A 26,089-nucleotide genomic window follows, 5' to 3' on the forward strand; every position below is an offset into this window, starting at 1 on the left:
TATGATATAAAGGAGAATAACTTTTACGAGTATTCAAGGATGAATGCAAAATTAACACCTTCCTTATGGTTACCTTCAGGACCACTTCTAAGCGCTCCTCAAACGTTAGACGCGTTTGATTGGAAGCGCACCATCAATGACACCTATTTTGATCTCAATGTAAGCTTTCGCCAACCAAGCCAGTTCTCTGGTTATTTGCAACACGCTAAGCTCTTGGATATCGGGGTGTCCCACTATTATGCCAACACCGTGCATTACAAACGCAGCTTAGTAAGCAATCAGTGTAGTGACGGTATTAAAGATGCTGACAGCAACAAGAACAGTAATGATAGTATTTTAATCACTTTTCCTGTGACGGGCAGCGTTCATTTTATACAAAAAAATCGCCAGTTAACCTCAAGTGCGGGTCAGTTCTTTATCGAGCTATCACACCTGCCTTATGAGTTTTATCATTTGCAGGTAGCATCGTTATATGTAATTAAGGTGCCTTTAGCGCTATTAACCCCGCAAATGGGTACGATAGAGCGCCAGTTTGCTCGCAGTCTGACCATTGATGAGGGAGCGGGTAGGTTGCTTGTTTTTCAAATCAGGCAAATATTAGAGCTCATTGAGCACCATCAATTGGCAGATTTAGAGGTTAAAATTCTAGAGCAGCAGCTGCTTAATCTTATTGTATTGACATTGAGCGCACCAAAAGAAGTGATGATGAGTACCAGCTCGTCTATCCAATCTGTGCATTTAAAACGTATCGAGCATTACGTTTATTTGCATCTCGAAAACCCTGCTTTAACGCCAGCGCTGGTTGCTACTGCTTGTCATATTTCTACCCGATACCTGCATAAACTGTTTGCCGACTTGCCATATAGTTTTTCAGAATGGGTAAAGGAACTGCGTTTAAAGAAAGCCAATGATATTTTAAAGACCAAAAGCTACGTAACCATCGATGAAGTGGCGCATAGAGTTGGTTATAGCGATCAAAGTTATTTTTCACGCATTTATAAGCAGCATTTCGGTTATACGCCGCGAGATACGCCAAGCTTAGACACAAACACAAATATAGAATAGTCACTGTTATGTACTCTGTCATGCAGTCGCTGTATGATTTGCCTATTAAGAATAATAACCACAGCGCAAGCATTTATATTGGGATTAGGATTGGGGAGAGAGCTGAGATGCTTAACGTTATGAATGATGATGTGGCAAAAGTAGAGATATATGAAAGCGCTGATGGAAAGGCACAGGTAGACGTTCGCTTCAAGCAAGAGACTGTCTGGCTTACGCAAGCACAAATGTCCGAGCTGTTTGGTCGTGACCAATCAGTGATTTCGCGTCACATTGCCAATGCCATAAAAGAGGAGGAAATCGCTGAAAAAAGCAATATGCAAAAAATGCATATTGCAAATTCTGACCGCCCCGTGACATTTTATGACTTAGATGTGGTTATCTCAGTGGGGTATCGCATCAAATCTCCCCAAGGTGTGCAATTTAGACGCTGGGCAACCCAGCGCCTACGTGAATACTTGGTTCAAGGCTATACACTCAATCAAGAGCGCTTTGATAAAAACTCAAGCGAGCTCCAACAAGCATTAAACTTAATCAAAAAAACCGCGCAAAGCCCCGATCTTAAAACCGATGAAGGACGCGGCTTGGTTGAGATTATCAGCCGTTATACGCAGACATTTCTATGGTTACAGCGCTATGATGAAGGCTTGCTTGATAATCCAGCTGGGCAAGAGGGCGGTATCTTACCCAGTCCGACCGAGGCGATGGTAGCGCTCACTAACTTAAAAGCACAGCTGATAGATAGAGGCGAGGCGACTGAGCTATTTGCCAAACCGCGCGGCGATGGTTTGGACAGTGTGCTGGGCAATTTGGCGCAAACTGTCTTTGGCGAGCCTGCGTATCCGACTATCGAGAGTAAAGCGGCGCATCTGCTGTATTTTATGGTCAAAAATCATCCTTTTACCGATGGTAATAAACGCAGCGGCGCTTTTTTGTTTGTAGACTTTTTACACCGTAATAATCGCTTGCTAAATGATAAAGGTGATATGGTCATCAATAACACTGGGCTTGCCGCCTTAACCTTGCTGGTCGCTGAGTCTGACCCCAATCAAAAAGAAACCTTGATTAAATTGATTATGAATATGCTGTCGTTAGAAGCTTGATAAAAAACGCAGCCTAACGACGAGAATTAAAGGAAATTGAGTATGTTTGGCATCATAAAAGAATGGCGTGAGCAGCGTATTTTGGATAATAGCGAATTTACCCATACTGACTGGCTGCATGCGGCTAAGCGTATTGTCATACTTGATAGGCTCGATGAGGACGAGTTAAACCGTTTGTTTAATCTAGCGACGTTGTTTTTGGCGGATAAGTCGATTACTGGCGCCCAGGGTTTTGAGATTACCGATGCGGTCAAGCAATCCATCGCCTTACAAGCTTGCCTGCCGATTTTAAACCTAAGCCTTGAATGGTACGCTGGCTGGTCATCTATTATTATTTATCCTGGCTCCTACAAAAGCGACAGTACCACCGTCGATGAGATGGGTATCGTCCATGAAGGCAGTCAACACCGCAGTGGAGAAGCGTGGCTGCGTGGTCCCGTCATTCTGTCGTGGAAGGATGCCAAACACTCAGGTGAGCGCGATGGTCACAATGTGGTCATTCATGAGTTTGTGCATAAGCTTGATATGTTAAATGGCCGCGCCAATGGCTTTCCGCCGCTGCAAGCGGATATGGATCCTGCACGCTGGACTGAAATTATGACGCGAGATTTTGAGGATTTTCAAACCCATCGTAAGTCGGGACTCGATCGCTATGGCGCAACCAATCCTGCGGAATTTTTTGCGGTATTAAGCGAAGTGTTTTTTGAAACACCGCAAAAGCTTATTGATGCTTATCCTGATATTTACGACATAATGGTGAAGTTTTTTCGGCAAACGCCACTTTAAACGAAAACGTAAACATTAAGGTTTTATAGCGAATAATGAATATAACGTAATGCAAACAAATAAAAAGGGCAGTCCATCATATAAATGCACCGTCAATTTTAAAAAAAATACTTTTAAAATCAAAAGTTTACTTTTTGTTAAACCGTCCATTGCTCGTTTACAATAGCGACCAAATAGCGTTTTCCTTGGTATTCATCAAACACCAAACGCATGATGCGCCAGTCCATACCTGCATATTCTTCTGAACCTTTATAATAAAACTCAACGAACTCGGAATTGGGATAAATTTCTTTTAAATTATTGATCATATTGCCGCTGTGCTTAAATTCATTGACGCTGATACTGGCATTGTTATAGGTATCGCCATCGACCCAAGTTTCCAAGTATTCTGGGAGCGGAATCACTAGCGGCTTACCAGAGCCGTCAAGTTCGCCCCAAGTAAAGCGGATTTTGGGCTGTTTTAGGTACTGGGCAAATTGCTCGCGGCTAAAAACTTTATCGCTCTCAGGGCGCACATAAGCATACATTGAAAAACGCACGCCACGGGTTGGATGGATATCATTGATGATGCGAGCAAAGTCGTTATTCGCTAGCGCGCGCTGGATACGCAATGCTTGCTGTCTGAGCGTTTGCTGGCTCATATCTGAGACGACAGGCGCTGCGGTATTTCCATTTTGTGGATTTGATAAGTTGACACTGGACTCAGCAGAAGATGAGCAGCCAGTCGCGACAAGTATGGAAGCAAAGCACGCAGCAGTCGTTAACTTATAAATACCAGATTGAAAAATATTAAGACGAGATGACGGTGGCATAAAAATATCCTTATCGTATAAATCTTGACTGAACGTTAGCAAAACCAATTTGAGAAAAACTGAGCTTGTATAAATGATGATCACCAGCGTTAGGATAATTTTTGAGAGAAGTTTTAAATTCCCAAAGTCATATTAATTTAGCAAAGTTCATGGGGATGCATTGTAATAATTGGTTGAGCGCACACACCTTTTAACCGTTGGTTTGTTTTCGCATAATGTATATTATGTTAAATAAGCACTATTTAGTATTACCGTGTATGTTAGTCTCTTTTGATATTGTTTATTATTATGCTGCTAGCCTCGGTGTTCCTGCACGGATTAAATTAAACCGCGCAGGAGGCATTCTACCTGTTGCTTAACGAGTTGGGGTTACCCGCCAGATGGTGTTAGAAAGGTCATCGGCGACAATAAGTGCACCTTTTGGATCAACGGTTACACCCACCGGACGACCAAAGGTTTTGCCATCTTCGCTTTGGAATCCAGTAACAAAGTCAACCGGGTCCCCGGCTGGCTTGCCGTTATGAAATGGCACAAACCCGACCTTGTAACCCGCCGGATCTGAACGGTTCCAACTGCCATGCTCGCCGATAAATGCGCCTTCTGAGAACTTGCCACCCATGGTTGCCGTTGAGAATGACAGGCCCAAAGGAGCTTTGTGCGAACCAAGGCTGTAATCCGGAGCAATCGCGGCGGCTACCATATCGGGCTGCTGCGGCCTGACGCGAGAATCAACATGTTGACCCCAATAACTGTATGGCCAGCCGTAGAACGCGCCGTCCCGAACTGAGGTCAGATAATCAGGTACCAGTCGCGAACCCAGCTCGTCACGCTCGTTCACTACTGCCCATAACTGATCAGTGCCTGGCAGAATATCCAGTGCCGTTGGATTACGCAAACCGGTTGCATAAGCCCTGTGAGCCCCACTCTTAGCGTCGATCTCCCATATCCTAGCGCGATTCTCCTCAACATTGAGGCCATTTTCCGTAATGTTGCTGTTTGAGCCGATACCAACGTACAGCAAGCGCCCATCAGGGCTGGCAGTCATCGACTTGGTCCAGTGATGATTGATCTCGCTGGGCAGGACGGTAAGTTGGCGTGGCGGCCCGCTAGCTTCGGTTTGGCCGGGCTGATAATCGAACTGCACTACCGCATCTTGATTGGCGACGTACAGCTGGTCGTTGATTAACGCAAGTCCGTAAGGTGCGTTCAAATTTTTGGCGAACACAGTGCGTCTCTCATAAGTGCCATCATTATCGCTATCTCGCAGCAGGGTCAGACGATTGCCGCTTTTGACCGAGGTAGTGCCTTTAGATTTGAAATAACCAGCAATAAAGTCTTTGGGACGTTGCTTGGAGGCGTTACCGCCCCGCCCCTCGGCCACCAGAATGTCACCATTCGGCAAGACCAGCGTCTGCCGTGGAATCTGCAGGTCAGTGGCAATGGCTTTGATTTCATAGCCTGATGGCACTATAGGCCTGCGATCTCCCCAGCCTGCGGGATCAGCGATCTTCAGTGTTGGTAACAAGCCGCGTTGAACTTCAGGCAGCTCTGGATCTGGTCCAAGCTGTGCGGAGTCATCTACTTTGCTTTCGCTGCATGCGCTCAACAGCACAGCGATTATAGTGGCAGACAAAATTTTAATCGGCTTCATCATGCACATCCACTACGCCAGCTAGCGAGGCCAATCCAGGTTGCAGCGCAAGCTAAGATGACAGTGATTACGGATAGGACAAGTCCGGTCGGCATACTGGCCCACGCGTCCTTTGCATGAATGAACGAGTTGATGACGCCCAGCACGAAGGTCGCTAATAGCAACAAAAAATAGATCAGTGGTTTACCCATTCGCTCATGCCCGCGAATCAGAGATACAATCGAGCCCAGCAAGGCGAATCCATTGAATACCAGCGCACCTATCAGCAGCCAGGAGGCGAAGTTTTTCCATTGCAGCACATAGCTGGACCAGTAAGCGTAATCACTGAGTAAAACTCCGATAAAAAGGGGCACCATCCCGGACAGAACAAACGCATGTAGCGGATGCAGGGGGTACAGGGCGGTGCCGGAGCGTCGGGCAACAGCACTGATCATAGCAATTTCCTTATTGCTGGCAAATGAGGATTCGATCGTCCGTACAGATTTTACCGGCCCGAACTACGCTTTATAGAATTTATAACCCACAAAGAAGTAAAAGCGTTGCTTAAAACATACCAAAGCCAAGAGGGCTCTTCAACCTTTTTTCGAGTTATTTCCTGAAAATCAGTCGGTTATTAGCTCTTGGATGAGCACTTGCTATCGTCCTCAATAATTATCCGCTCAAATCTTTCTAGTCTTTAGCTAATGACAATTTGGCTATAAGTGTCTGTTGATGCTAAAGGTTGTTGTGAGTTTTGCACCGACCTCGTTGCTCCGGCAGCGCGTTTAATCAGCAGATCAACTGGCGCATCAGGGCTCAATGTTCCAAAAGCAAGGCCATGCTCGCCTGTAAGCCGTGAGCGACAAAATGCGTCTGCAATCTCCGTATTGTCGCTTAACAATAAAATTGAGGCCTGCAGCATTAATGCTAAGCGCTCAATTACGTAGCGACTGCGAAATTCTAAGGTTTCAATGTCATCAAAGCGTACTGCTAATAGGCTAAGCTCGGCATCATAATGTGGGTTCTTGCCAGCGGCTTTTTGTAACTCGGTAAATAGCGCGTTACGGGTTTCGGGCTCTCTTTTTAAGGCGCGCAGCACGTCCAAACATTGCACATTACCACTACCCTCCCAGATGGAGTTTAGCGGCGCTTGGCGATAGAGACGCGGCATGATATTTTCTTCAACATAGCCATTTCCTCCCAAACATTCCTGTGCTTCATTGATAAGAACGGGCGTGCGTTTGCATATCCAATATTTACCAATAGCGGTCGCAATGCGCGCAAGGGCGGCTTCATGCGGGTCATTTTTTATCATACCTACCGCGCGCGCAATGCGCATAGTAAGCGCCAAAGCCGCCTCCGACTCTAGTGCTAAGTCAGCAAGTACATTACGCATAATCGGCTGGTCAATCAATAATTTACCAAAGGCTTCGCGCTGGCTGGTGTGATGAATGGCCTGTACAATCGCTTGGCGCATTTGTGCGGCAGATCCAATCATGCAGTCCAGCCGAGTCAGTGCCACCATCTCGATAATGGTTGCGATACCGCGGCCTTCGACGCCGACCAATTCGCCAAAAGCGCCATGAAACTCGACTTCCGATGAGGCATTTGACCAGTCGCCAAGCTTGTCTTTGAGACGCTGAATACGAACGGCATTTTTTGTACCATCGGGACGAAAACGTGGCACCAAAAAGCAGCTTAGCCCATTCTCAGACTGCGCTAACACCAAATGAGCATCACACATCGGCGCTGAGAAAAACCACTTATGACCAATAATCTCATAAGTACCGTCTTCTTGCCGTGTTGCTCGCGTGGTATTGCGGCGTAAATCTGAGCCACCTTGCTTTTCAGTCATGCCCATACCCATGGTACAACCCAATTTTTCTTCCATGGGCAAGCTGCGTGGGTCATATTGTTGCGATAACAATTTGGGCAGCCATTTCTCCGCAAGCTTTGGCGAATGGCGTAAAGCAGGAATCGCCGCGTAACTCATAGACATTGGGCACCCAAAACCTGCCTCAGGCTGCGAGCCTAAATACATGACAGCGGCCCGCGCTACATGAGCGCCTTCGCGGTCCTCATTGCGCCAAGCAAAATTATTCATCCCGTATTTCACGCCAGCCGTCATCAGCTCATGATAAGCTGGATGAAACTCCACCTCATCTAAGCGGCGACCATAGCTGTCAAACGCGCGTAATTTAGGCCGATTTTCATTGGCTAAAAACCCACTAGCCATCATATCACCGCCCGTACGAGCGCCAAATTCACGTAAATGCTCTTTTGCCCACCCTGCTCCCTCACGCGCCACCGCCTCCATAAGCGCAGTATCCGTCAGCCAAGCGTTATAGTTCGCGAGCGCAAAAGGTTGATTGTTGACTTCATGCGTATTAAATTGATTTGTCAGGGCCATAACTGCTATCTTCCTTGATTTCGGCTTATAAAAAGTTTCACAACAGTTAGTATTACATCTTACTGTTTATTTCGTCAAGGAATGTAATATGAAAAAACCCAGTCCTCGTTTACTCCTCTTACGTTTATTGACGGTAGCGGATAACCATACCCTTAATGTTAGTGAAGCTATTTTGGCAGGCTCAGTATTTGGTATGACAGAAAACAGCATTCGCGTCACCATGGCTCGGTTAACCCAAACAGAGCTTGCTGAGGCAATCGCACCTGCTACTTACCGATTAGGTCCCAAAGCTCGAAAACTAGGCGATGATGTGGCTTTGTGGCATACATTCGATAGAAAAACCATAAAATCGGACGGTTCATGGATAACGGTAGCAACGAGCGGCTTACCACGCAGCGATCGCAAGATACTCCGTGCTCGTGACCGCGCTTTATCGTTATTAGGGTTTCGCGAGCTAGACAAAGGGCTCTATATTCGCCCAAATAACCTACAAGGTGGTATCGATGGCGTTCGTAAGCGTCTATTAAATTTAGGATTGGGAGAAGAAGCCATCGTCTTTAAGGCTTGTGACTTTGACGATAAGCGACAAAAAAAGGCTTTATTGCTTTGGTCAGATATGCAACTAGCCAAACATTATGAAGAGATGTCTTATCAATTAAATCATTGGTTAGAGCATAAAGAAGGTTTAAGTGCAGATGTGGCGCTACGCGAGGTATTTATGCTAGGAGATGCTGGCATTCGCAGTGTGATATTTGATCCATTATTACCTGCACCTTTAGTAGATGAAGCTGCACGGCAACAATATTTCAATACAGTACGGCGCTTTAACGATGAAGGCCGTCGGCTTTGGTTGGCGTTTTTTGATGCAAATCTTGCAAAGATCGATGAAACTTAATCATTGGTCTCACGGTATAGTGTACTTTGTGATTCTTGCCTAAAGTCTTCGTAAGTAATGGCGGGCTCAGCCTCCGCTTCATTAGTCATTACCGCTGTGGGTTGTCCATTTGTGCCTTTTGCATTAGCAACTTTGCTTTTGTCAGTAGTATCTTTAATAGCATCTTTATTAGTAGCGCCCTTATTATCAGTATTAACGTTGCTTGGTACGCTGGTTTGAGCCTCTTTGCTCGCTTGATTGCTGATATCAGTAGCGCTTTGCTGAGCGTTTGAATTTTCTTGTCTAGCATTAGTAGCAGACGCCCTATTTGCTGTATTTGTCTTCTCACTGTTCGGATTGGTTGTAGGCGCTGGGGTTGACGTTGACAAAACACCGGTAAAGATAAGCGTGACGACCACGGCAGCAATCAATGATGAGCCAACAATCATCCCTACAATGAGCGCTTTTTTGCTACTTGCCGGCGCACTCTCTTTTAATAGATTACCTTCTTTTAATGGAGCGGGTTGAATTGGGCTTTGTATGACTAAATCGTTACTATCACCGACAATATCAGGGCTTTCAGAGTTATCATTAGCCTCATGACTTAAAGGGACTTCCTCTCTTACGACAGCGTCATTAGGCGCGTCTGCACTACTTACACCTAGCCACTTATCTTCATCAGCAAAATCTAAATTAACCCCCGTGCTTCTGCTACCGACACTACTGTCTCCCTGTAGACCAGCCTCTTGCTGCCTCTCACCTTGTTGAGTGGCAAACAACGCTAGCTCTGCTACGCTCAGCGGCTCATATGAGGACAGTTTATCAGCATTTTTTAGCGGAGCGAGCTTGCTCTCGCCACTAATGCCATTAGTTTGTTCGCGAAGACCTTCATTATCAGTGCTATCCACATTTTCAACGCGCGTGATAAAGCGCTCATAAATATTATCTTTACGCGCGCGCCTTCGCGGCTTAGCATTAGCGATTCTGGCCAAATTTGCCTCTAAATCTGCACTTTTCTTACTTTTTTTGTCGCTCATGAAGTGATACCAGAACAGTTAATGCCACCAAAATTAGATGATTGCTAGAATTAAGGTAAAAATGGCGTATTTGCACGCTGTATTTGTGTGGCTAATTTACATCAATTGTTTGCTAAATTGTAACACTATCGTTGCCACACAATATAGTAGGTCGTCTCTTCCTCTTCAAGTATAATTTTACGCGGGTCGCTATATTGTATAAAACAGCTAAAATATCTGATTAAATAAGCGTCATAAACAGATGGGCATCACAATATGGGTTTAAAACATGGATTTAAAACAACTCAACGCTTTTATTGCTATCGCTGATGTCAAAAGCTTTAGCGCAGCTGCTAGCAAGACTGGATTGTCACAGCCAACCCTTAGCCGTTTGCTAAAGCAGCTTGAGACCGACATGGGCGTAGAATTAATCGACCGTTATCATAGGCCGCTACATCTGACCGAAGCGGGCGCGTTTTTTTACGATAAAATCAGCACGATATTGACAGAGATTGATACCGTCACTAGCATGACCCAGCGCTTATCTATGCCAAGTAGCGGATTAAACATTGGCTTTGTGCCATCGGTGCTGTACGGGTTATTGCCTGAGGTTATCGCTAAGCTCAAGCAGTCCAATCCTGATATCGAAGTCAATCTCAAGGACATCAGCTCCTATCAGCAAATTGACGCCCTAAAAAGCGGTGAGATTGACATTGGTTTTGGGCGCTTTGCCCATCAAGACCCATGGATTCAGCAAATACTATTGCGCCACGAGCGCTATATGGTGGCGCTACCTAAAGCGCATCCGCTTGCTGATAGCGATGAACAGCGCTTGATTGATTTGGCGAACAATCGCTTAATTTTATACCATCAGACGCATCTGCCTATAGCAACGACTGCGGCTGCTATTAATGCTACCACTAATAAAGGCGACCGAAACAAGGCATCATCTAATAAGCAGCCATCTCTTGCACCTGTGACCGAGCCTTTGCTGCATCTGTTCGCCCAATATGGCATCTCGCCATTTATGACCACCACGGTGAGTGATTTACAGGTGGCGCTCGGCTTGGTTGCCGCTGGTGAAGGCATTACTTTGGTGCCTGCCAGCCTAAAAACGGTGCGTACCGAGCAGATCGTCTATCGTCGCCTGCTGCACGAAAATGCCACCTCTCCTATCTACCTCCATACCCTCAAAGACTTCGTGCACCCAAAAATCCCCGATTTACTAAGCGCGATTTATGAGGTATACGAACGCCGCGGTATTACCTATCGGCAGCAGAGTTTTACCTCACAGCGTTAATCAGCGTGAAATTGGCAGATATCGGCGGCATATTGTGTTATAAAGAAACGGCAAAAAAACTCAGAGCTAGCTCTTGATATTCATAGCTGATTATGCTAACTATCGAGAATGGCGGTGCAAACAAAAAGTAATAATAATGAGAATAATCATTCTCCTGAATAGCAGCAGTATGCTAAAGTCGATACAAGATGAATCGTTTTATATTTCCATAACCAGCACTGATATTCAGCACTGGAAAAATGATATAAAACCTTTCTCTCATGATCACTGGCAAACTGACACAGGTAAGTGATGATTTGCCGTTCCAACCATTTCGAGGTATTCATGACCACACAACGACTCAATAACCCAAGCGCTACCGACGATACCGTTGCCCTGCAGCAAGAAGGATTTAGCTGGCGGGCCTTTGGTCCCGGTATTTTAATGGCGACCGCTGCTATCGGTGGCTCGCATCTGATTTCATCGACACAGGCGGGCGCTTTGTACGGCTGGCAGTTGGCGATTATGATTATTTTAGCCAACGTCTTTAAATATCCATTTTTTCGCTTCGGCACCGATTATGTGTATGACACCGGCGAGAGCTTAATCGCAGGCTATGCCAAACGCTCAAAAGCCTATCTTTGGATTTACTTTATCCTATCTATCCTATCAGCGGTAATTAGTACTGGCGCGGTATCCTTAATTGCGGCGGTCATCTTAGGCTTTATGCTGCCTGCTTCTCTTGAGCTCTCAACCATGAGCTTGTCTATGATTATCGTCGCCGTATCGTGGTTCTTTTTGATTGCAGGTCACTATAAGCTGCTCGATGGCGTCACCAAGTGGATTATGATTGCCCTGACCACCGCAACGGTCGCCGCCGTGGTGATTGCTGCTGGCAAGCCGACGGTCATGGCGACAGATTTTGTCGCAGCGTCTCCTTGGAATCTTGCAACCCTCGGCTTTATCGTGGCGCTCATGGGCTGGATGCCCGCGCCGCTTGAGTTTGCGGCGATTACCTCGATGTGGACGTCAGCAAAAAGAAAAACCGACCACACCACCCACCGTCAAGGACTATTGGACTTTAATGTCGGCTATGCCGTTTCGGCTATCTTAGCGCTATTTTTCTTAGCATTGGGCGTGTTCGTACAGTATGGTTCAGGGCAAGAAATTGAGATTGCCGGTGCCGCTTACATCAATCAGCTGATTAATATGTATACCAGCACCATCGGTGAATGGTCACGGCTACTGGTCGCTTTCGTCGCCTTTATGTGCATGTTTGGCACCACCATTACCTGTGCTGATGGTTATGGGCGTGCCAATGCCGAATGCTGGCGGTTGATTAAAGGTCAAAGCGATATTAATAAAAAACAAATCGCCTTTTGGACCACCTATGCAATTGGTGGCGGCTTGGTGATTATCACCTTCTTTACTGGCCAGCTGGGCTCAATGCTTAAGTTTGCCATGATATCGGCATTTGTCTCGGCGCCTATCTTTGGTTGGCTTAACTATTCATTGGTTAAAAATCATAAAAAACTGTCTGCTGGTATGAATGCTTTGTCGATTGCAGGACTGATATTCTTAGCAGGTTTTGCGCTCTTGTTCTTAGCGAACCTTGCAGGCTTTATTGGCTAAAAACGTTTCCACCAGTCATAGCTCTCTATGATAAAAGCTCTTAGCTCTTTATGGTAAAAGCAAGAAAAGCCCTTTTAGCCCAGCTATGAGGGCTTTTTACTGCGAAATCACTTATTGTAGTTAAAAGTGCTCAATACCAAAAACAAGGCTATTTGTAACTAAATGTAAATTTCATAACAATAAGAAATTTATGATTTTAGCAATCTGAATAATGATTTTGTTAAATGTTTAATAAATGGATATTACTATGTCATAAATGAATGGTTTTAGTATAGTTAACAATACATTAAATTATTTTTAATAATTCCTGTTATGACAACGCTTTGCAGCCCTGAATAATTGAGTATAATCAAGCACAACAATTTTATTCCTTCTCATTCAATAAGATTATTCCTCCACGTAAGGACGACGATATGACCCTATCCGCTGGCGCTCGCTTTCGCAGTGCATTGAAACAAAAAAATGATAATAACCAACCGCTCCAGATTGCTGGCGCGATTAACGCTTATACGGCGATGATGGCAACCCAAGTTGGGCATCAAGCGCTATACCTCTCTGGTGCGGGCGTTGCCAATGCCTCGTTTGGTTTGCCTGATCTGGGAATGACCAGCCTTGATAACGTGCTTGAAGATGCACGCCGTATTACCGATGCGGTTGATACACCGTTACTGGTCGATGTTGACACAGGCTTTGGCGGTGCTTTTAATATCGCCCAAACCATTAAAAAGATGGAAAAGGCAGGCGTGGCAGCCGTGCATATCGAAGACCAAGTGGCACAAAAACGCTGTGGCCATCGCCCAAATAAAGAAATCGTTAGCATCTCAGAGATGGTTGATCGCCTAAGAGCGGCGCTTGATGCCAAAACTGACTCTGACTTTGTAGTTATGGCGCGTACTGATGCTCTATCTGTTGAAGGGCTTGATGCCGCTGTCGAGCGCGCCGTTGCTTTTCAAGAAGCCGGCGCCGATATGATTTTTGCCGAAGCATTGACCGATATCAAGATGTATCGCAAGTTTACCGACGTCCTTGATATTCCAGTCCTCGCCAATATGACGGAGTTTGGTCAAACCGACCTTTATACCACCGAACAATTATATGCGGTTGGGGTTGATATGGTGCTTTATCCATTATCAGCGTTTCGCGCGATGAATAAAGCAGCTTTAAACGTGTATCAGCATCTGCTTGATGATGGTACGCAAGAACAAGTCGTCGACACCATGCAAACGCGTATGGAGCTTTATGACTTCTTAAACTACCATGAGTTTGAGCAAACCCTCGATAAATTGTTTGCTGATAATAAATAAGCGTTACGTCAGCCACAAGCAAAATCATCCGCATTATTTGGTTTTGATTTTGCTTTTCAACGTTTTCACATCCTTTATTTTTTAAACCAAAAAAAAGGCTACCAACAAAAGGAATTTAACATGGCAGCACAGAAAGAACTTTCCGGTGCAGGTCTACGTGGTCAGGTCGCTGGCAAGACAGCACTATCGACGGTCGGTAAATCAGGCTCAGGTCTGACCTATCGCGGTTATGATGTGTCAGAATTGGCCGATAAATGCGTCTTTGAAGAAGTGGCTTATTTGCTACTGTACGGCAACTTGCCAACCCAAAGCGAGCTTGATGCTTATCAAGCCAAACTCAAAAAAATGCGCGGTCTACCGCAAGCATTAAAAGACGTGCTTGAGCGTATCCCAGCGGACGCGCATCCGATGGATGTACTGCGTACTGGCTGTTCGATGCTCGGCAATCTTGAGATGGAAACCGACTTCTCACAGCAGAACGATAAAACCGACCGTATGCTGGCGGTATTCCCATCTATCATCAATTACTGGTATCGCTTTACCCACGACAACGTGCGCATCGAAACAGAAACCGATGATGACACCATTGGCGGTCACTTCCTGCATTTGCTCAAAGGTGAAAAACCAAACGAGCTCCATGAAAAAGTGATGAATGTTTCACTCATCTTGTATGCAGAGCATGAGTTTAACGCCTCAACCTTTACCGCGCGCGTGTGTGCCTCTACCCTATCTGATATCCATTCTTGCATCACTGGCGCGATTGGCTCATTACGTGGTCACTTGCATGGCGGCGCGAATGAAGCCGCAATGGATATGATTGAAGGCTTTACTTCTCCTGATCAAGCAGAGTCCGAGATGATGGCGATGCTGGCGCGTAAAGACAAAATCATGGGCTTTGGTCATGCTATTTATAGCGAATCTGACCCACGTAACGTGGTCATTAAAGGCTGGGCGGAAAAGCTGGCTAAAGATGTCGGTGATACCGTGCTATACCCAGTATCAGTACGCTGCGAAGAAGTGATGTGGCGCGAGAAAAAACTCTTCTGTAACGCCGATTTCTTCCATGCCTCTGCCTATCACTTTATGGGCATTCCAACCAAACTGTTCACGCCAATCTTTGTTTGCTCGCGCCTAACCGGCTGGGCGGCACACGTGTTTGAACAGCGTGCGAACAACCGTATTATTCGCCCAAGTGCGGAATATACGGGTGAAGAGCTGCGCCCAGTACCAGAGATGAGCGCGCGTTAATTTGTCTTGAAATAAAGAATTTGTAGGGTGTGTCGTCCTCACCTGTTTTTACTAAGTTTTACTAAAAACTGTGCGTAAAGCGCACCCTACAACTCCTTACCTTTAACTCTTCAAAAGTTTTTTTCGCAAAATTGAGTTTTATTTTAATGATTTTGCTAAAAGAATTTATATCTTTTTCCCCTGATTCAAACCAGCCAACCGCCAAAGGTGACTTATGGACAACGCTCTCGTACAACCGATGAATGAACAATTTAAAAAACCATTACCGGGCACAGACTTGTATTACTTTGATACCCGTGAAGCCATCGAAAACATCGAAGCTGGCGCGTATGACAAACTACCGTTTTGCTCAAAAGTACTCTGTGAAAACTTGGTACGCCGCTGCCCGCCAGAAGACTTAACGGCAGCGCTTAAGCAACATATCGAGCGCAAACAAGATTTAGATTTTCCTTGGTACCCTGCTCGCGTCGTTTGCCATGATATTTTAGGTCAAACGGCGTTTGTTGACTTGGCAGGCCTTCGTGATGCCATCGCTGAGCAAGGCGGCGACCCGTCAAAAGTAAATCCTATCGTGCCGACGCAATTGATTGTTGACCACTCGCTAGCGGTTGAGCATGCAGGCTTTGAAGAAAACGCCTTTGAAAAAAACCGTGCCATCGAAGAGCGCCGTAACGATGACCGTTTTCACTTTATCAACTGGTGCCAGTATGCCTTTGATAACGTCAACGTTGTCCCGCCTGGTAACGGCATCATGCATCAAATCAACCTAGAAAAAATGTCGCCAGTGGTGCAAGTGGTACAAAACAAAGCCGGTGAACAAGTGGCCTTTGCCGATACCTTAGTTGGTACTGATAGCCATACGCCGATGGTTGATGCTTTAGGCGTTATCTCAATCGGGGTTGGCGGCTTAGAAGCGGAAAGCGTCATGTTAGGCAACCCGTCTTATATGCGCCTGCCTGATTATGTGGGGGTTAAATTAACCGGCAAATTGCAAAAAGGCATTACTGGTACCGATTTGGTCCTTGCTATGACCGAGTTCTTACGCGATGCTGGCGTGGTATCTACTTATATCGAATTTTTCGGTGACGGTGCGCGCCAATTGAGCGTTGGTGACCGTGCGTCTATCTCAAATATGACGCCAGAATATGGCGCAACCGCAGCAATGTTCTATATCGATGAGCAAACCATCGACTATTTACGCCTAACGGGTCGCAGCGAAGAGCAAATCAAACTGGTCGAGCAATACGCTAAGCAGACTGGCCTATGGGCTGATGGCATGGAAAATGCCGAATACGCGCGTGTCCTTGAGTTTGATTTATCAAAAGTCGTCCGTAACATGGCAGGTCCTTCGCGTCCGCACGCGCGCGTTTCAACCACAGATTTAGTCGAAAAAGGCATTGCGCATGGTAGTGACGAAAAACTACCTGAACCAAAGGACGGCCTCATGCCAGAGGGTGCGGTGATTATCGCCGCGATTACCAGCTGTACCAATACCTCTAACCCTCGCAATATGGTGGCAGCTGGCCTCGTTGCCCGTAATGCCAATAAAAAAGGCTTATTGCGTAAGCCTTGGGTGAAATCATCCTTAGCACCCGGCTCAAAAACGGTGAAAATGTATCTAGAAGAAGCTGGCCTGATGCCTGAGCTACAAGAAATCGGCTTTGATGTGGTTGGTTTTGCTTGTACCACTTGTAATGGCATGAGCGGCGCGCTAGATCCTGATATCGAGCAAGAAATCATCGAGCGCGACCTATTTACCACAGCGGTGCTATCAGGCAACCGTAACTTTGATGGTCGTATCCACCCGTATGCCAAACAAGCGTTTTTAGCATCGCCACCACTAGTCATTGCCTATGCTATCGCTGGTAACATTCGCTTTGATATCGAAAAAGACTCGTTGGGTAAAGACCCGGATGGTAATGACGTATACCTAAAAGACATCTGGTTTGATGATGACGAAGTCGATGCTATCGTTGCCAAAGCCGTCAAGCCTGAGCAATTTAACGCTGTTTATATCCCGATGTTTGATGAAGCCAAAAAAGATACGGGAAAAGCATTAAGCCCACTTTATGATTGGCGCGAGATGACCACTTATATCCGTCGCCCGCCGTATTGGGAAGGCAAAATGGCGGCGATGAATAAGCTAAAAGGTATGCGTCCACTGGCGGTGCTTGGTGACAATATCACTACTGACCATTTATCACCGTCCAACGCGATCCTGCCAGATTCAGCGGCTGGCGAGTACCTTGATACCATGGGTTTACCAACGGAAGACTATAACTCTTACGCCACCCATCGCGGCGACCATTTAACCGCGCAGCGTGCGACCTTTGCCAATCCAAAACTCTTAAATGAGATGGTGCGCGATGAGGAAGGTAAGGTAATTCAAGGCTCACTGGCCAGAGTTGAGCCAGAAGGTCAGGTCATGCGCATGTGGGAAGCGATTGAAACCTATATGAACCGCGAGCAGCCGCTAATCATTATCGCAGGCGACGGCTATGGTCAAGGCTCGAGCCGCGACTGGGCTGCCAAAGGCGTGCGTTTGGCAGGGGTTGAAGTCGTGGTTGCAGAAGATTTTGAGCGTATCCACCGCCAAAACTTGGTCGGAATGGGCGCACTACCTTTGCAGTTTAAAGAAGGGGTCAATCGTCACACCCTAAACATCGATGGTACTGAAATATTCGATATCGAAGGCGAAGTATCCGCTCGTGGTGAGATGACGCTGGTCATTCATCGCAGAAACGGCAGAGTCGATAAAGCGCCTGTTATCTGCCGTTTAGATACTGCTGATGAAGTGAAAATGTATAACGCTGGCGGTATGCTGCAGCGCTTTGCCAAAGAGTTTATCGATGGCACGCTAGATATCGCGTAATCATCATGAGTTTTGAATAATTAAAGAGCCGATGTTGTATGAATTATACGGCATCGGTTTTTTACCATCGGTACATTGAATCCTCTACCTTAATGGCGTAATATGTACAATTGATTGTACAAATAAAGGAGTCTGTGATGAGAGTAATCAGTTTTTCAGAAGCCAGAAAGCATCTAAAGTCTGTTTTTGACATGGTTAGTGATGATGCCAATGCTACTATTATTACCCGCCGAGATGCGGATGATGCTGTCGTCATGTCCCTTGATTATTATAATAGCTTGATGGAAACCGTCTATCTATTAAAGTCTCCTGCCAATGCCGCACATTTAGCAAAATCCATTGCTCAGTATCAGTCCGGGAAGACCGAAGTACATAAGCTTATTGAGACGAATGATAATATTGAAGACGCTTAATTGAGGTCATATGATGAGAAAGCAATTAGCGTGGACCAGCGAGGCATGGAAGGATTATTTATACTGGCAATCACAAGATAAGAAAACATTAAAACGCATCAATAAGCTTATTACAGAATGTATGCGCACACCGTTTGAAGGCATTGGAAAACCTGAACCTTTAAAGGAAAATTTGTCAGGGTTTTGGTCTCGGCGTATTGATGATGCCAATCGTTTGGTGTATGCCGTCGATGACAGCTATCTGACGATTATTTCTTGTCGTTATCATTATTAACTTTTTAAATTTATCCAAACCCAAAAGGCTCAATTTTACCAGCTGCAACCTCTGCTTGAGCAATTAATAACTGACGCACAAACTCGTAAGACAAGTCAGGGTTATTTTGTATAATTTTTCCGATTTTTGCCAAGTTCTCACTTTGTTCCTTTTCTAAACTCGTAACATCCTCTATTTTAATTAATCTCTATCACTCTATATTACCAACAAAACTATAAACAAATCATGAATATATAAAGGATCCCCAAAAATGACCCAATCGAAACCAAAATTCGCCCCGCAAATATCCATCCCTGCCACCTATATGCGCGGCGGCACGTCAAAAGGGGTGTTTTTTAAATTATCAGATTTACCTGAGCGCTGCCAAGTGGCTGGCAAGGCGCGCGATAATTTCCTCTTGCGGGTTATCGGTAGCCCCGACCCTTATGGTAAGCAAATCGACGGCTTGGGAAATGGCAGCTCTAGCACCTCAAAAACCGTCATCTTGTCTAAGTCTGATAAGGCAGACCACGATGTGAACTATCTGTTTGGTCAGGTTAATATTGCTAAACCTATGATTGATTGGGCGGGAAACTGTGGTAATTTAACCGCCGCTGTTGGTGCTTGTGCCATTAATATGGGTCTGGTCGATGCCGATAAAATTGCTAACAGTATTGATGAAAGTAGCGAGAGTGGTATTTGTGAAGTCCGTATTTGGCAAGAAAACATCGGTAAAACCATCATCGCCCATGTGCCTGTTTACTTAGATGAGAAAAGCAAGGTGCAAGTGCAAGAAACGGGCGATTTTGAGTTAGACGGTGTCACCTTCCCAGCGGCAGAAGTCAAAATTGAATTTATTGATCCTGTTGACTCATCAAGCGATATGTTCCCGACAAACAACTTAGTCGATGATTTTGACGTCTCTGGCTGTGGTTTAAGTACCGATAGCGTCAAAGCAACCTTTATCAGTGCGGGCATTCCAACTATCTTTATGAAAAGCGATGACTTGGGCTTTACTGGTATAGAACTGCAAGGCGATATCAACAGTGATAGCGAAACCTTAGCTAAACTTGAGAAAATCCGTGCCAAAGGCGGCGTGGCGATGGGATTATTTAAAGACGTGAGTGAGGCGCAAAGCAGTCAGCATATTCCAAAAATTGCTTGGATTGCTCCTGCAAAAAGTTACAGCGCGTCAAGTGGTAAACCAGTTGATGCCGCAGATATTGACTTGGTCGTCCGCGCGATGAGCATGGGACAGCTGCATCATGCGATGATGGGCACGGCAGCGGTGGCGATTGCTGCCGCAGCAACGACGCAAGGGACACTCGTTAATCAGGCAGCAGGTGGTGGCGAATTAGGCGAAGTTAGATTTGGTCATCCTTCTGGAACGCTCTTGGTTGGTGGTAAAACCGAGCAAGTCGATGGACGCTGGCAAGCCAAAAAAGTGTCGATGAGCCGCTCTGCCCGCCGTATTATGGTTGGTGAGGTTTTTGTGCCAGCGGATAGTTTTTAATCAGTAAATTTTGGTATGGGGCGTAAAGTCTTTATAATAACTGTCGATTGAGCGAACACACGACAATCGCTACCGATAGATAAAGCCCGCTAACGGTAGTGATTTAATTGACATTAAACAGCGCCTTAGTATTCATATTATGCCCACTCCGCCACGCCGCGTACCATTAGACATCAAACCGCCCAGCAAAAAAACAGAACGGGGGGTTTTGCTGTGGTCGATTCTAAAAAGGCTGGGCGAGTTTGCCAGGCCCTATCGCGGGCTTTTTATTTTAACCTTGATATTGACAGTATTAGGGTCGTTTACCGCGCAGGTCAACGCCTTTGTCCTGCAATATACCATTGATACTTTGACCAATGTCGTCGGCTTACCTGACCCGTGGGTAGAAGGTATAAAATTACTCACGCTCATTAGCGTAATTTTACTGGTGAAAGAGGTGCTGAACGTCCTCATCACCTTTGGGCAGCGCTACTTTGGCGAGCGTATCCGCATTAACTTATCGCGTGATTTATCGCAAAAAGTGGTCGACCGTATTTTAGCCTATAAAATGGCCTTTTATACCAGTGATGAAAACGCCAGCGGTAAGCTGCAAACCCGTATTGATTTGGGCGTTAGTAGCCTCACGACCTTGGTGCAAAACTTCTTTATTGATATGCTGCCGCTGTTTGCCAGTGCCATCGTGTCATTAATCATTATGTTTAATGCCAACTTTTGGGTTGGCATGGTCGGTCTTATTATTGTGCCGATTTACTTTTTTGTCAGTCAAAAACAAGCCAATCGTCTACAAGGGTTTCGCAAACAAATGCGCCAATACCGCGAAACCAAAAGCGGCTTGGTGATTTCGATTATCGACTCTATTACCGTCATTAAATCCTTTGTACGCGAGCCGATTGAGTCCGATAAACACTGGGAAATCCAAAAGGATATGACCGCCAATCAGCTCCGTATTCGCAGTATCGCGTTTATGTATAACGCGGGCAAAACCTTTATCGAGCAAATCGGCGTGGTGGCGATTATTGTTTTGACCTCATACTTTGTGCTCAAAGGGCAGATGACCATTGGCGCGATTATGTTTCATATCTTACTGTTTCAAAACGTCGCCGCGCCCATTCGCGAATTGCACCGTATTTATGATCAAATTAATAATGCCCTCACTTATGCGGAAGGGTTTTTTGATATCCTGGACGACGACCAAGCAATTGAAAACGCAGGTAAAATCGAATGTACCGATTTAAAAGGTCATATTGAATTAAAAAACGTCAGTTTCTCCTACCCAAATGGCAAGCAGGCGCTCAATGACGTCAGTTTTAACATTTATCCCAATCGTATTACCGCTTTGGTTGGGCTCTCTGGTGCAGGTAAAAGTACCATTATCAATTTATTGGTCAAATTCTACGACCCAAGTAGCGGCACCATTTGTCTCGATGGGCGCAATTTAGAGGACTACAGCACCCATGATTTGCGTGAGCAAGTTGGATTGGTGCTACAAAAAAATCATATTTTCTCAGGCACCATCGCCGACAACATTCGTTACGGGGCGATGGATGCGAGCTATGAAGAGATTGTTGAGGCCGCCAAACAAGCCTCTATCCATGAGCAAATTATTGGCATGCCTGATGGCTATGAGAGTGAAGCCAAACTGCTCTCTGGCGGTCAGCAGCAGCGTATCGCGCTGGCACGGATGTTTTTAAAAAACCCACCGATTGTGTTTTTAGATGAACCAACCGCCAGCCTTGATGCCATTGCCACCCAGCAAATCAAGCACAGTTTGGATTTAATCAAAAAAGACCGCACGGTGATTATCGTCTCGCACAATATCTCACAAATTATCGATGCTGATGACTTGGTGGTGATTGAAAATGGCCGTGTGATGGAGACCGGCACGCACGAAGCGCTTTATGCCAATCACGGTAAGTACTACGAGATTTTCAATGCCATGTCTGATAGTTTGAATTTAGACAAAATCAGTCAAACCTTAAATAGTTAATGCGGGGCGAAATCGTTATAATGCTCAGGTTTTGATCCATTATAAAAGCCCTTTAAATCGTTAGAAGCTATTTGACTATGACCTGTGAATTTTCTATAAAAACCTTTGATGAGCTGACCACCGTTGATCTTTATCATATTTTAAAAGCCCGCTCGCAAGTATTTGTGGTCGAGCAAAACTGCCCGTATCAAGACATGGACGAGGTGGATTTTGATTGCTTGCATTTAGTCGCCCATCAAAACGAAGCTTTGGTTGGCTATTGCCGCATCATCCCGCCGCAATTTAATCACAAAAAATCCTCGGTCAATCCGTCGGGTCCGATACCGGCAATTGGCAGAGTGCTTGTGCTCGCAGAGCACCGCGGCAATGGCGTTGCCCGTCAAATGATGCTTGAGGCCATCAAATACTGCCGTAAAAAATATGGCAAAAAAACCATTATTATCTCCGCCCAGTCTTACTTGCTAAACTTTTACGAATCACTGGGGTTTATTCCTGAAGGTGAGCGCTATCTTGAAGATGGTATTGAGCATGTCACCATGGTTTTACCTGTCATTAAAAAAGTAAAGATAAAAAAAGAAAGTTCGGGAATGGTCAGCAATATCCTCAGTTTTTTACTCTTGATACTGGCCGTTTTATTTATTGTGGGTTTGGTTTATCTCATGGTGTAAATCATTAAACAATAAAACAGTCTTACACGACTTCACTGTTGTTCGATATTGAGTATGCTATTTTTGATGCATCACTGATTGATAAAACATTTAGCTTATTAATCGCTCAAATATTGGTTTCAAGGAAGAGGTAACGACTATGTCCATTCAAAATGCCACGGTAGAGAGCAATGTTCGTCCCGAGTATGACGATGAAATTCAAAAAATCGCCGATTACGTGCTTAATTACTCTATCGATAATGACTCGCCTAATAGCGCGGATGCTTGGAATACCGCCCGTTACTGCCTGATGGACACCTTAGGCTGCGGATTACTGGCACTGCGCTTTCCTGAATGCACCAAGCACCTGGGACCCGATTGCGCCGATCAAATCACCCCTCATGGCGCACGCGTGCCCGGTACACCGCACAGGTTAGACCCCATCAAAGCTGCCTTTGATATTGGCTGTATGGTGCGCTGGCTTGATTATAACGACACGTGGCTTGCTGCTGAATGGGGGCATCCTTCGGACAACTTGGGTGGGATTTTGGCAGTGGCGGACTATATCAGTCAGCAAAATATTAGCCAAAATAAAGCACCGCTCACCATGCGCGACGTATTAGAAGCAATGATTATGGCGCACGAAATTCAAGGCGTGCTTGCTTTAGACAACTCCTTCAACCGCGTCGGGCTCGATCATGTGTTTTTAGTAAAACTGGCCTCAACGGCGGTGGTTGCTAAACTCTATAAATTACCACGCGAGCGCATTATGGCGGCGATCTCGCAAGCGATTGTCGATGGTCAGGCGCTGCGTACCTATCGCCATGCGCCAAATGCTGGTAGCCGCAAATCTTGGGCGGCAGGCGATGCGACCAGTCGCGCGGTACGCTTGGTCGATATCACCCGCCGCGGCGAGATGGGTATCCCGGGCGCTTTGACCGCACCGCAATGGGGGTTTTATGATGTCTTATTTAGCCATACTAATAAAGACCTCGCACTCAAACCTGAAAATGAGCGCCGTTTTACCTTCCAGCGCGATTTTGGCAGTTACGTGATGGAAAATATTTTATTTAAAATCAGCTTCCCTGCCGAGTTTCATGCTCAGACTGCGTGCGAAGCGGCGGTTATCTTGCATCCACGCGTCGACGATAGAGTCGATGAGATTGAAAAAATTGTCCTGACCACGCATGATTCAGCCATTCGAATCATCTCCAAAGAAGGCGCGCTTGCCAATCCTGCTGATCGCGATCATTGTTTGCAATATATGGTTGCCGTACCTTTATTAACGGGCGATCTGATGGCAGAGAATTATGAAGACGATTACCACGCGCAGCATCATATTTTGATTGATGGTCTACGGCGTAAGATGGTCGTCGTCGAAGATCCCAATTATTCAAAAGACTACCATGACCCAAGCAAACGCTCGATTGCCAACGCCATTCAAGTATTTTTTAAAGATGGCAGTAGTACCGATAAAGTTGCTATCGAATATCCTATTGGGCATAAACGCCGCCGCGCAGAAGGCATCCCAGTACTCAAAGCAAAGTTTCGAGCGAGTTTGGCAACGCGATTTATTGACAGTCGCTGTGCAGAAATTTATGCTCTTTGTGATGATCAAGAGCGTTTAGAGCAAACGCCAGTTAATGCATTTATGGATTTATTTGTCGCCAATTAGTAGTTTAACCATGCAACATGGCAACCTGTAACATTGCGACTTTATAACTTGCTTTTAAAACCTTATAACCTAATTGGGCAGCGCTCATATTAAGCTTTTATATGGATATCACCGCATTATGCTATCACCCCAAGACCAATTGACCGAGCTGGTACGCACGCTTGAGACGCAGCAACACGTCTTTGCCACCGATCCGCTGCTCATCACAGAAAAGCTGCAAGGTGAGGAGGGAAAACCCATCCAAAAGTTGCACCGCCGCGCCTCGCGTATCGATAGTAATGGCGCGTTGGCACGGGTTTTGGGCAAAATTGATGGGCGCATCAAAGCCATCATGCTGGTTATGAGCGTGGCATGGTGCATTTCAGGATTTTTGGGGTTATTTACCCTCCTTCAGACCAAGGTGGTTAATTTCTTCTATGTGCTGGTCTGCCTGCTTGGGTTTCATACCGTGATGCTAGTGGGCTGGCTCGTCATGACTTTATTTAACCAAGGCAAACAGTCGTCAAATTGGTTTGCCAGTTTTGTCAGTCCAAGCTATCTGATACGCGGAAAGGATGATGTGACCAAGGCGGCAGTTGATTTGTACGAGCGCCAGCTACAACACAGCGGCATGCGCTGGTATTTGGGGCGCTTTAGTCACCAATTGTGGCTTGCTACCTTGACCGGCATGCTACTGGCGATTGTTTTTTTATTGATTGTGCGTCAGTATAGCTTTAGCTGGGAGTCGACATTATTGTCTGATCAGGCGCTGATTACCCTCACCCAAATCCTTGGTTGGCTGCCAAGCAAGGTTGGATTTACGGTGCCGGACAGTAGCGCTATCGTACAAAGTCGTTTGGTGACCGATGCCATGCCGTTGTCGATGGCGCGGCAGTGGGCAGGTTTACTGGTCGGCAGCTTGCTGATGTACGGTATCGTACCAAGGGCGCTTGCATGGGCATTTTGTGCATTGATGTTTCGCCGTAAAAAAATGCGTTTGGATATTAAACAGCCCTATTATCAAAAGATTTTAAATTTTTGGCAACGGCAAGTGACGGATGCCGATGATTTTAAAGAAGCGCCCGCGCCTATCGCCCCAAAAGCGACGGTCAGCGCTGGCAAGAAGTTGGTTGCGTTACTTGAGTATCCATCAAAGCAACAAAATTGGTGGCAAGCGGGCCTTGATGAGGGTCAACATGAAGTGGAAGATTTCGGTATCTTGGATGACCGCGATGATATGGCTTGCTTAAAGGCTTACCTAGATAAGCATCCGGTACAGGTTTTGATTGGTATTCATAGCAGCGCGCTACCTGATCGCGGCACCTTGCGCAAACTTGACCAAATCGCAAGTCATGCAAAAGATGGACTGATTGTACAATTGCTAAGTAATACGAATCTCACCGATAATCAGCCTGATACCGTTAGCTTAGATGATGGTTTAAATACTTCAAATAGTCCAGACCTCACAACGCAAGCATCGAAGCAGCTTTTAGAAAACCAAAAGCTTCGTTATCAGCAATGGCAAACCGCCCTTGCCGCTCGAAAAATCGGCTTGGTTTAGCTTGGTGACGTCTTTTAATACCGATACTCAATA

General features: G+C 45.8%; 22 protein-coding genes. 16 read left to right on the top strand and 6 right to left on the bottom strand.

What is annotated here, in order from left to right:
- Positions 1-39: 39 nt before the first annotated feature.
- From B4240_RS01075 to B4240_RS01085, 3 genes are all read left to right on the top strand, one after another.
- Positions 40-1,065 carry an AraC family transcriptional regulator gene (locus B4240_RS01075; RefSeq protein WP_296236353.1) on the top strand — a complete coding sequence of 342 codons (1,026 nt, stop codon included), beginning with the start codon at positions 40-42 and terminating at the stop codon, positions 1,063-1,065.
- 107 nt (positions 1,066-1,172) lie between these two features.
- Positions 1,173-2,165, top strand: coding sequence for a RhuM family protein (gene rhuM / locus B4240_RS01080; RefSeq protein WP_296236354.1), 993 nt, complete (start codon positions 1,173-1,175; stop codon positions 2,163-2,165).
- A 42-nt stretch (positions 2,166-2,207) separates the two neighbouring features.
- Positions 2,208-2,951: a zinc-dependent peptidase gene (locus tag B4240_RS01085; RefSeq protein WP_296236355.1), complete on the top strand. Its 744-nt coding sequence runs from the start codon at positions 2,208-2,210 to the stop codon at positions 2,949-2,951.
- 137 nt (positions 2,952-3,088) lie between these two features.
- Here the strand turns inward: B4240_RS01085 and B4240_RS01090 are convergent, their stop codons facing one another.
- From B4240_RS01090 to B4240_RS01105, 4 genes are all read right to left on the bottom strand, one after another.
- Positions 3,089-3,763, bottom strand: coding sequence for a hypothetical protein (locus tag B4240_RS01090; RefSeq protein ID WP_296236356.1), 675 nt, complete (start codon positions 3,761-3,763; stop codon positions 3,089-3,091).
- Between the two features lie 355 nt (positions 3,764-4,118).
- Positions 4,119-5,417, bottom strand: coding sequence for a PQQ-dependent sugar dehydrogenase (locus B4240_RS01095; RefSeq protein WP_296236357.1), 1,299 nt, complete (start codon positions 5,415-5,417; stop codon positions 4,119-4,121).
- Positions 5,414-5,848 carry a DUF2231 domain-containing protein gene (locus B4240_RS01100; RefSeq protein WP_296236358.1) on the bottom strand — a complete coding sequence of 145 codons (435 nt, stop codon included), beginning with the start codon at positions 5,846-5,848 and terminating at the stop codon, positions 5,414-5,416. Before B4240_RS01100 ends, B4240_RS01095 begins: the two co-directional genes overlap by 4 nt.
- 242 nt (positions 5,849-6,090) lie before the next feature.
- A complete protein-coding gene (locus tag B4240_RS01105) occupies positions 6,091-7,803 on the bottom strand; it encodes an isovaleryl-CoA dehydrogenase (RefSeq protein WP_296236359.1) in 1,713 nt (570 codons plus the stop codon).
- Between the two features lie 88 nt (positions 7,804-7,891).
- On the opposite strand from B4240_RS01105, the gene B4240_RS01110 reads away from it, so the two are divergent.
- Positions 7,892-8,698, top strand: coding sequence for a PaaX family transcriptional regulator (locus tag B4240_RS01110; RefSeq protein ID WP_296236360.1), 807 nt, complete (start codon positions 7,892-7,894; stop codon positions 8,696-8,698).
- Here B4240_RS01110 and B4240_RS01115 read toward each other — a convergent pair.
- Positions 8,695-9,714, bottom strand: coding sequence for a hypothetical protein (locus B4240_RS01115; protein WP_296236361.1), 1,020 nt, complete (start codon positions 9,712-9,714; stop codon positions 8,695-8,697). The genes B4240_RS01110 and B4240_RS01115 overlap by 4 nt on opposite strands.
- Before the next feature lie 268 nt (positions 9,715-9,982).
- On the opposite strand from B4240_RS01115, the gene B4240_RS01120 reads away from it, so the two are divergent.
- The 7 genes from B4240_RS01120 (at position 9,983) to B4240_RS01150 (ending at position 18,715) form a co-directional block, all read left to right on the top strand.
- A complete protein-coding gene (locus B4240_RS01120) occupies positions 9,983-10,993 on the top strand; it encodes a LysR family transcriptional regulator (protein ID WP_296236362.1) in 1,011 nt (336 codons plus the stop codon).
- Positions 10,994-11,317: 324 nt separating this feature from the next.
- The gene (locus tag B4240_RS01125; RefSeq protein WP_414707063.1) at positions 11,318-12,604 is read left to right on the top strand and encodes an NRAMP family divalent metal transporter; all 1,287 of its coding nucleotides are present in this window, start codon (positions 11,318-11,320) and stop codon (positions 12,602-12,604) included.
- 413 nt (positions 12,605-13,017) lie between these two features.
- The gene (gene prpB, locus B4240_RS01130) at positions 13,018-13,908 is read left to right on the top strand and encodes a methylisocitrate lyase (RefSeq protein ID WP_296236363.1); all 891 of its coding nucleotides are present in this window, start codon (positions 13,018-13,020) and stop codon (positions 13,906-13,908) included.
- 120 nt (positions 13,909-14,028) lie between these two features.
- A complete protein-coding gene (gene prpC / locus B4240_RS01135) occupies positions 14,029-15,156 on the top strand; it encodes a bifunctional 2-methylcitrate synthase/citrate synthase (RefSeq protein WP_296236364.1) in 1,128 nt (375 codons plus the stop codon).
- Positions 15,157-15,394: 238 nt separating this feature from the next.
- Positions 15,395-18,028, top strand: a complete 2,634-nt coding sequence (acnD, locus tag B4240_RS01140; protein ID WP_296236405.1) for a Fe/S-dependent 2-methylisocitrate dehydratase AcnD — start codon at positions 15,395-15,397, stop codon at positions 18,026-18,028.
- Between the two features lie 137 nt (positions 18,029-18,165).
- Complete coding sequence (locus tag B4240_RS01145; protein WP_296236366.1) at positions 18,166-18,441, top strand: type II toxin-antitoxin system Phd/YefM family antitoxin; 276 nt, start codon at positions 18,166-18,168, stop codon at positions 18,439-18,441.
- Positions 18,442-18,454: 13 nt separating this feature from the next.
- Positions 18,455-18,715: a Txe/YoeB family addiction module toxin gene (locus tag B4240_RS01150; protein WP_349679077.1), complete on the top strand. Its 261-nt coding sequence runs from the start codon at positions 18,455-18,457 to the stop codon at positions 18,713-18,715.
- 10 nt (positions 18,716-18,725) lie between these two features.
- On the opposite strand, the gene B4240_RS01155 is transcribed toward B4240_RS01150, so the two are convergent.
- Positions 18,726-18,896, bottom strand: coding sequence for a TA system antitoxin ParD family protein (locus B4240_RS01155; protein WP_414707064.1), 171 nt, complete (start codon positions 18,894-18,896; stop codon positions 18,726-18,728).
- Between the two features lie 69 nt (positions 18,897-18,965).
- Here B4240_RS01155 and prpF point away from each other — a divergent pair, with 69 nt between their 5' ends.
- The 5 genes from prpF (at position 18,966) to B4240_RS01180 (ending at position 26,056) form a co-directional block, all read left to right on the top strand.
- A complete protein-coding gene (gene prpF, locus B4240_RS01160) occupies positions 18,966-20,207 on the top strand; it encodes a 2-methylaconitate cis-trans isomerase PrpF (RefSeq protein ID WP_296236372.1) in 1,242 nt (413 codons plus the stop codon).
- A gap of 139 nt (positions 20,208-20,346) precedes the next feature.
- On the top strand, positions 20,347-22,194 hold the full coding sequence (locus B4240_RS01165; RefSeq protein WP_296236374.1) for an ABC transporter ATP-binding protein: 1,848 nt from the start codon (positions 20,347-20,349) through the stop codon (positions 22,192-22,194).
- Positions 22,195-22,271: 77 nt separating this feature from the next.
- Positions 22,272-22,862, top strand: a complete 591-nt coding sequence (locus B4240_RS01170; RefSeq protein WP_296236376.1) for a GNAT family N-acetyltransferase — start codon at positions 22,272-22,274, stop codon at positions 22,860-22,862.
- A gap of 139 nt (positions 22,863-23,001) precedes the next feature.
- Complete coding sequence (locus B4240_RS01175; RefSeq protein WP_296236377.1) at positions 23,002-24,516, top strand: bifunctional 2-methylcitrate dehydratase/aconitate hydratase; 1,515 nt, start codon at positions 23,002-23,004, stop codon at positions 24,514-24,516.
- 118 nt (positions 24,517-24,634) lie between these two features.
- Positions 24,635-26,056, top strand: coding sequence for a DUF2868 domain-containing protein (locus tag B4240_RS01180; RefSeq protein WP_296236378.1), 1,422 nt, complete (start codon positions 24,635-24,637; stop codon positions 26,054-26,056).
- Positions 26,057-26,089: the final 33 nt, after the last annotated feature.

The sequence above is a fragment of the Psychrobacter sp. UBA5136 genome (assembly GCF_002414005.1).
Taxonomy (GTDB): domain Bacteria; phylum Pseudomonadota; class Gammaproteobacteria; order Pseudomonadales; family Moraxellaceae; genus Psychrobacter.

Bases quoted from the DNA above. Each gene is read 5' to 3' on its own strand.
- B4240_RS01085 (WP_296236355.1), top strand. From the start codon at position 2,208: ATGTTTGGCATCATAAAAGAATGGCGTGAGCAGCGTATTTTGGATAAT.
- prpF (WP_296236372.1), top strand. From the start codon at position 18,966: ATGACCCAATCGAAACCAAAATTCGCCCCGCAAATATCCATCCCTGCC.
- acnD (WP_296236405.1), top strand. From the start codon at position 15,395: ATGAATGAACAATTTAAAAAACCATTACCGGGCACAGACTTGTATTAC.
- B4240_RS01120 (WP_296236362.1), top strand. From the start codon at position 9,983: ATGGATTTAAAACAACTCAACGCTTTTATTGCTATCGCTGATGTCAAA.
- B4240_RS01150 (WP_349679077.1), top strand. From the start codon at position 18,455: ATGAGAAAGCAATTAGCGTGGACCAGCGAGGCATGGAAGGATTATTTA.
- B4240_RS01165 (WP_296236374.1), top strand. From the start codon at position 20,347: ATGCCCACTCCGCCACGCCGCGTACCATTAGACATCAAACCGCCCAGC.
- B4240_RS01110 (WP_296236360.1), top strand. From the start codon at position 7,892: ATGAAAAAACCCAGTCCTCGTTTACTCCTCTTACGTTTATTGACGGTA.
- B4240_RS01075 (WP_296236353.1), top strand. From the start codon at position 40: ATGAATGCAAAATTAACACCTTCCTTATGGTTACCTTCAGGACCACTT.
- B4240_RS01115 (WP_296236361.1), bottom strand. From the start codon at position 9,714: ATGAGCGACAAAAAAAGTAAGAAAAGTGCAGATTTAGAGGCAAATTTG.
- B4240_RS01175 (WP_296236377.1), top strand. From the start codon at position 23,002: ATGTCCATTCAAAATGCCACGGTAGAGAGCAATGTTCGTCCCGAGTAT.
- rhuM (WP_296236354.1), top strand. From the start codon at position 1,173: ATGCTTAACGTTATGAATGATGATGTGGCAAAAGTAGAGATATATGAA.
- B4240_RS01090 (WP_296236356.1), bottom strand. From the start codon at position 3,763: ATGCCACCGTCATCTCGTCTTAATATTTTTCAATCTGGTATTTATAAG.
- prpC (WP_296236364.1), top strand. From the start codon at position 14,029: ATGGCAGCACAGAAAGAACTTTCCGGTGCAGGTCTACGTGGTCAGGTC.
- B4240_RS01180 (WP_296236378.1), top strand. From the start codon at position 24,635: ATGCTATCACCCCAAGACCAATTGACCGAGCTGGTACGCACGCTTGAG.
- B4240_RS01170 (WP_296236376.1), top strand. From the start codon at position 22,272: ATGACCTGTGAATTTTCTATAAAAACCTTTGATGAGCTGACCACCGTT.
- B4240_RS01105 (WP_296236359.1), bottom strand. From the start codon at position 7,803: ATGGCCCTGACAAATCAATTTAATACGCATGAAGTCAACAATCAACCT.
- B4240_RS01125 (WP_414707063.1), top strand. From the start codon at position 11,318: ATGACCACACAACGACTCAATAACCCAAGCGCTACCGACGATACCGTT.
- B4240_RS01100 (WP_296236358.1), bottom strand. From the start codon at position 5,848: ATGATCAGTGCTGTTGCCCGACGCTCCGGCACCGCCCTGTACCCCCTG.
- B4240_RS01095 (WP_296236357.1), bottom strand. From the start codon at position 5,417: ATGATGAAGCCGATTAAAATTTTGTCTGCCACTATAATCGCTGTGCTG.
- prpB (WP_296236363.1), top strand. From the start codon at position 13,018: ATGACCCTATCCGCTGGCGCTCGCTTTCGCAGTGCATTGAAACAAAAA.
- B4240_RS01145 (WP_296236366.1), top strand. From the start codon at position 18,166: ATGAGAGTAATCAGTTTTTCAGAAGCCAGAAAGCATCTAAAGTCTGTT.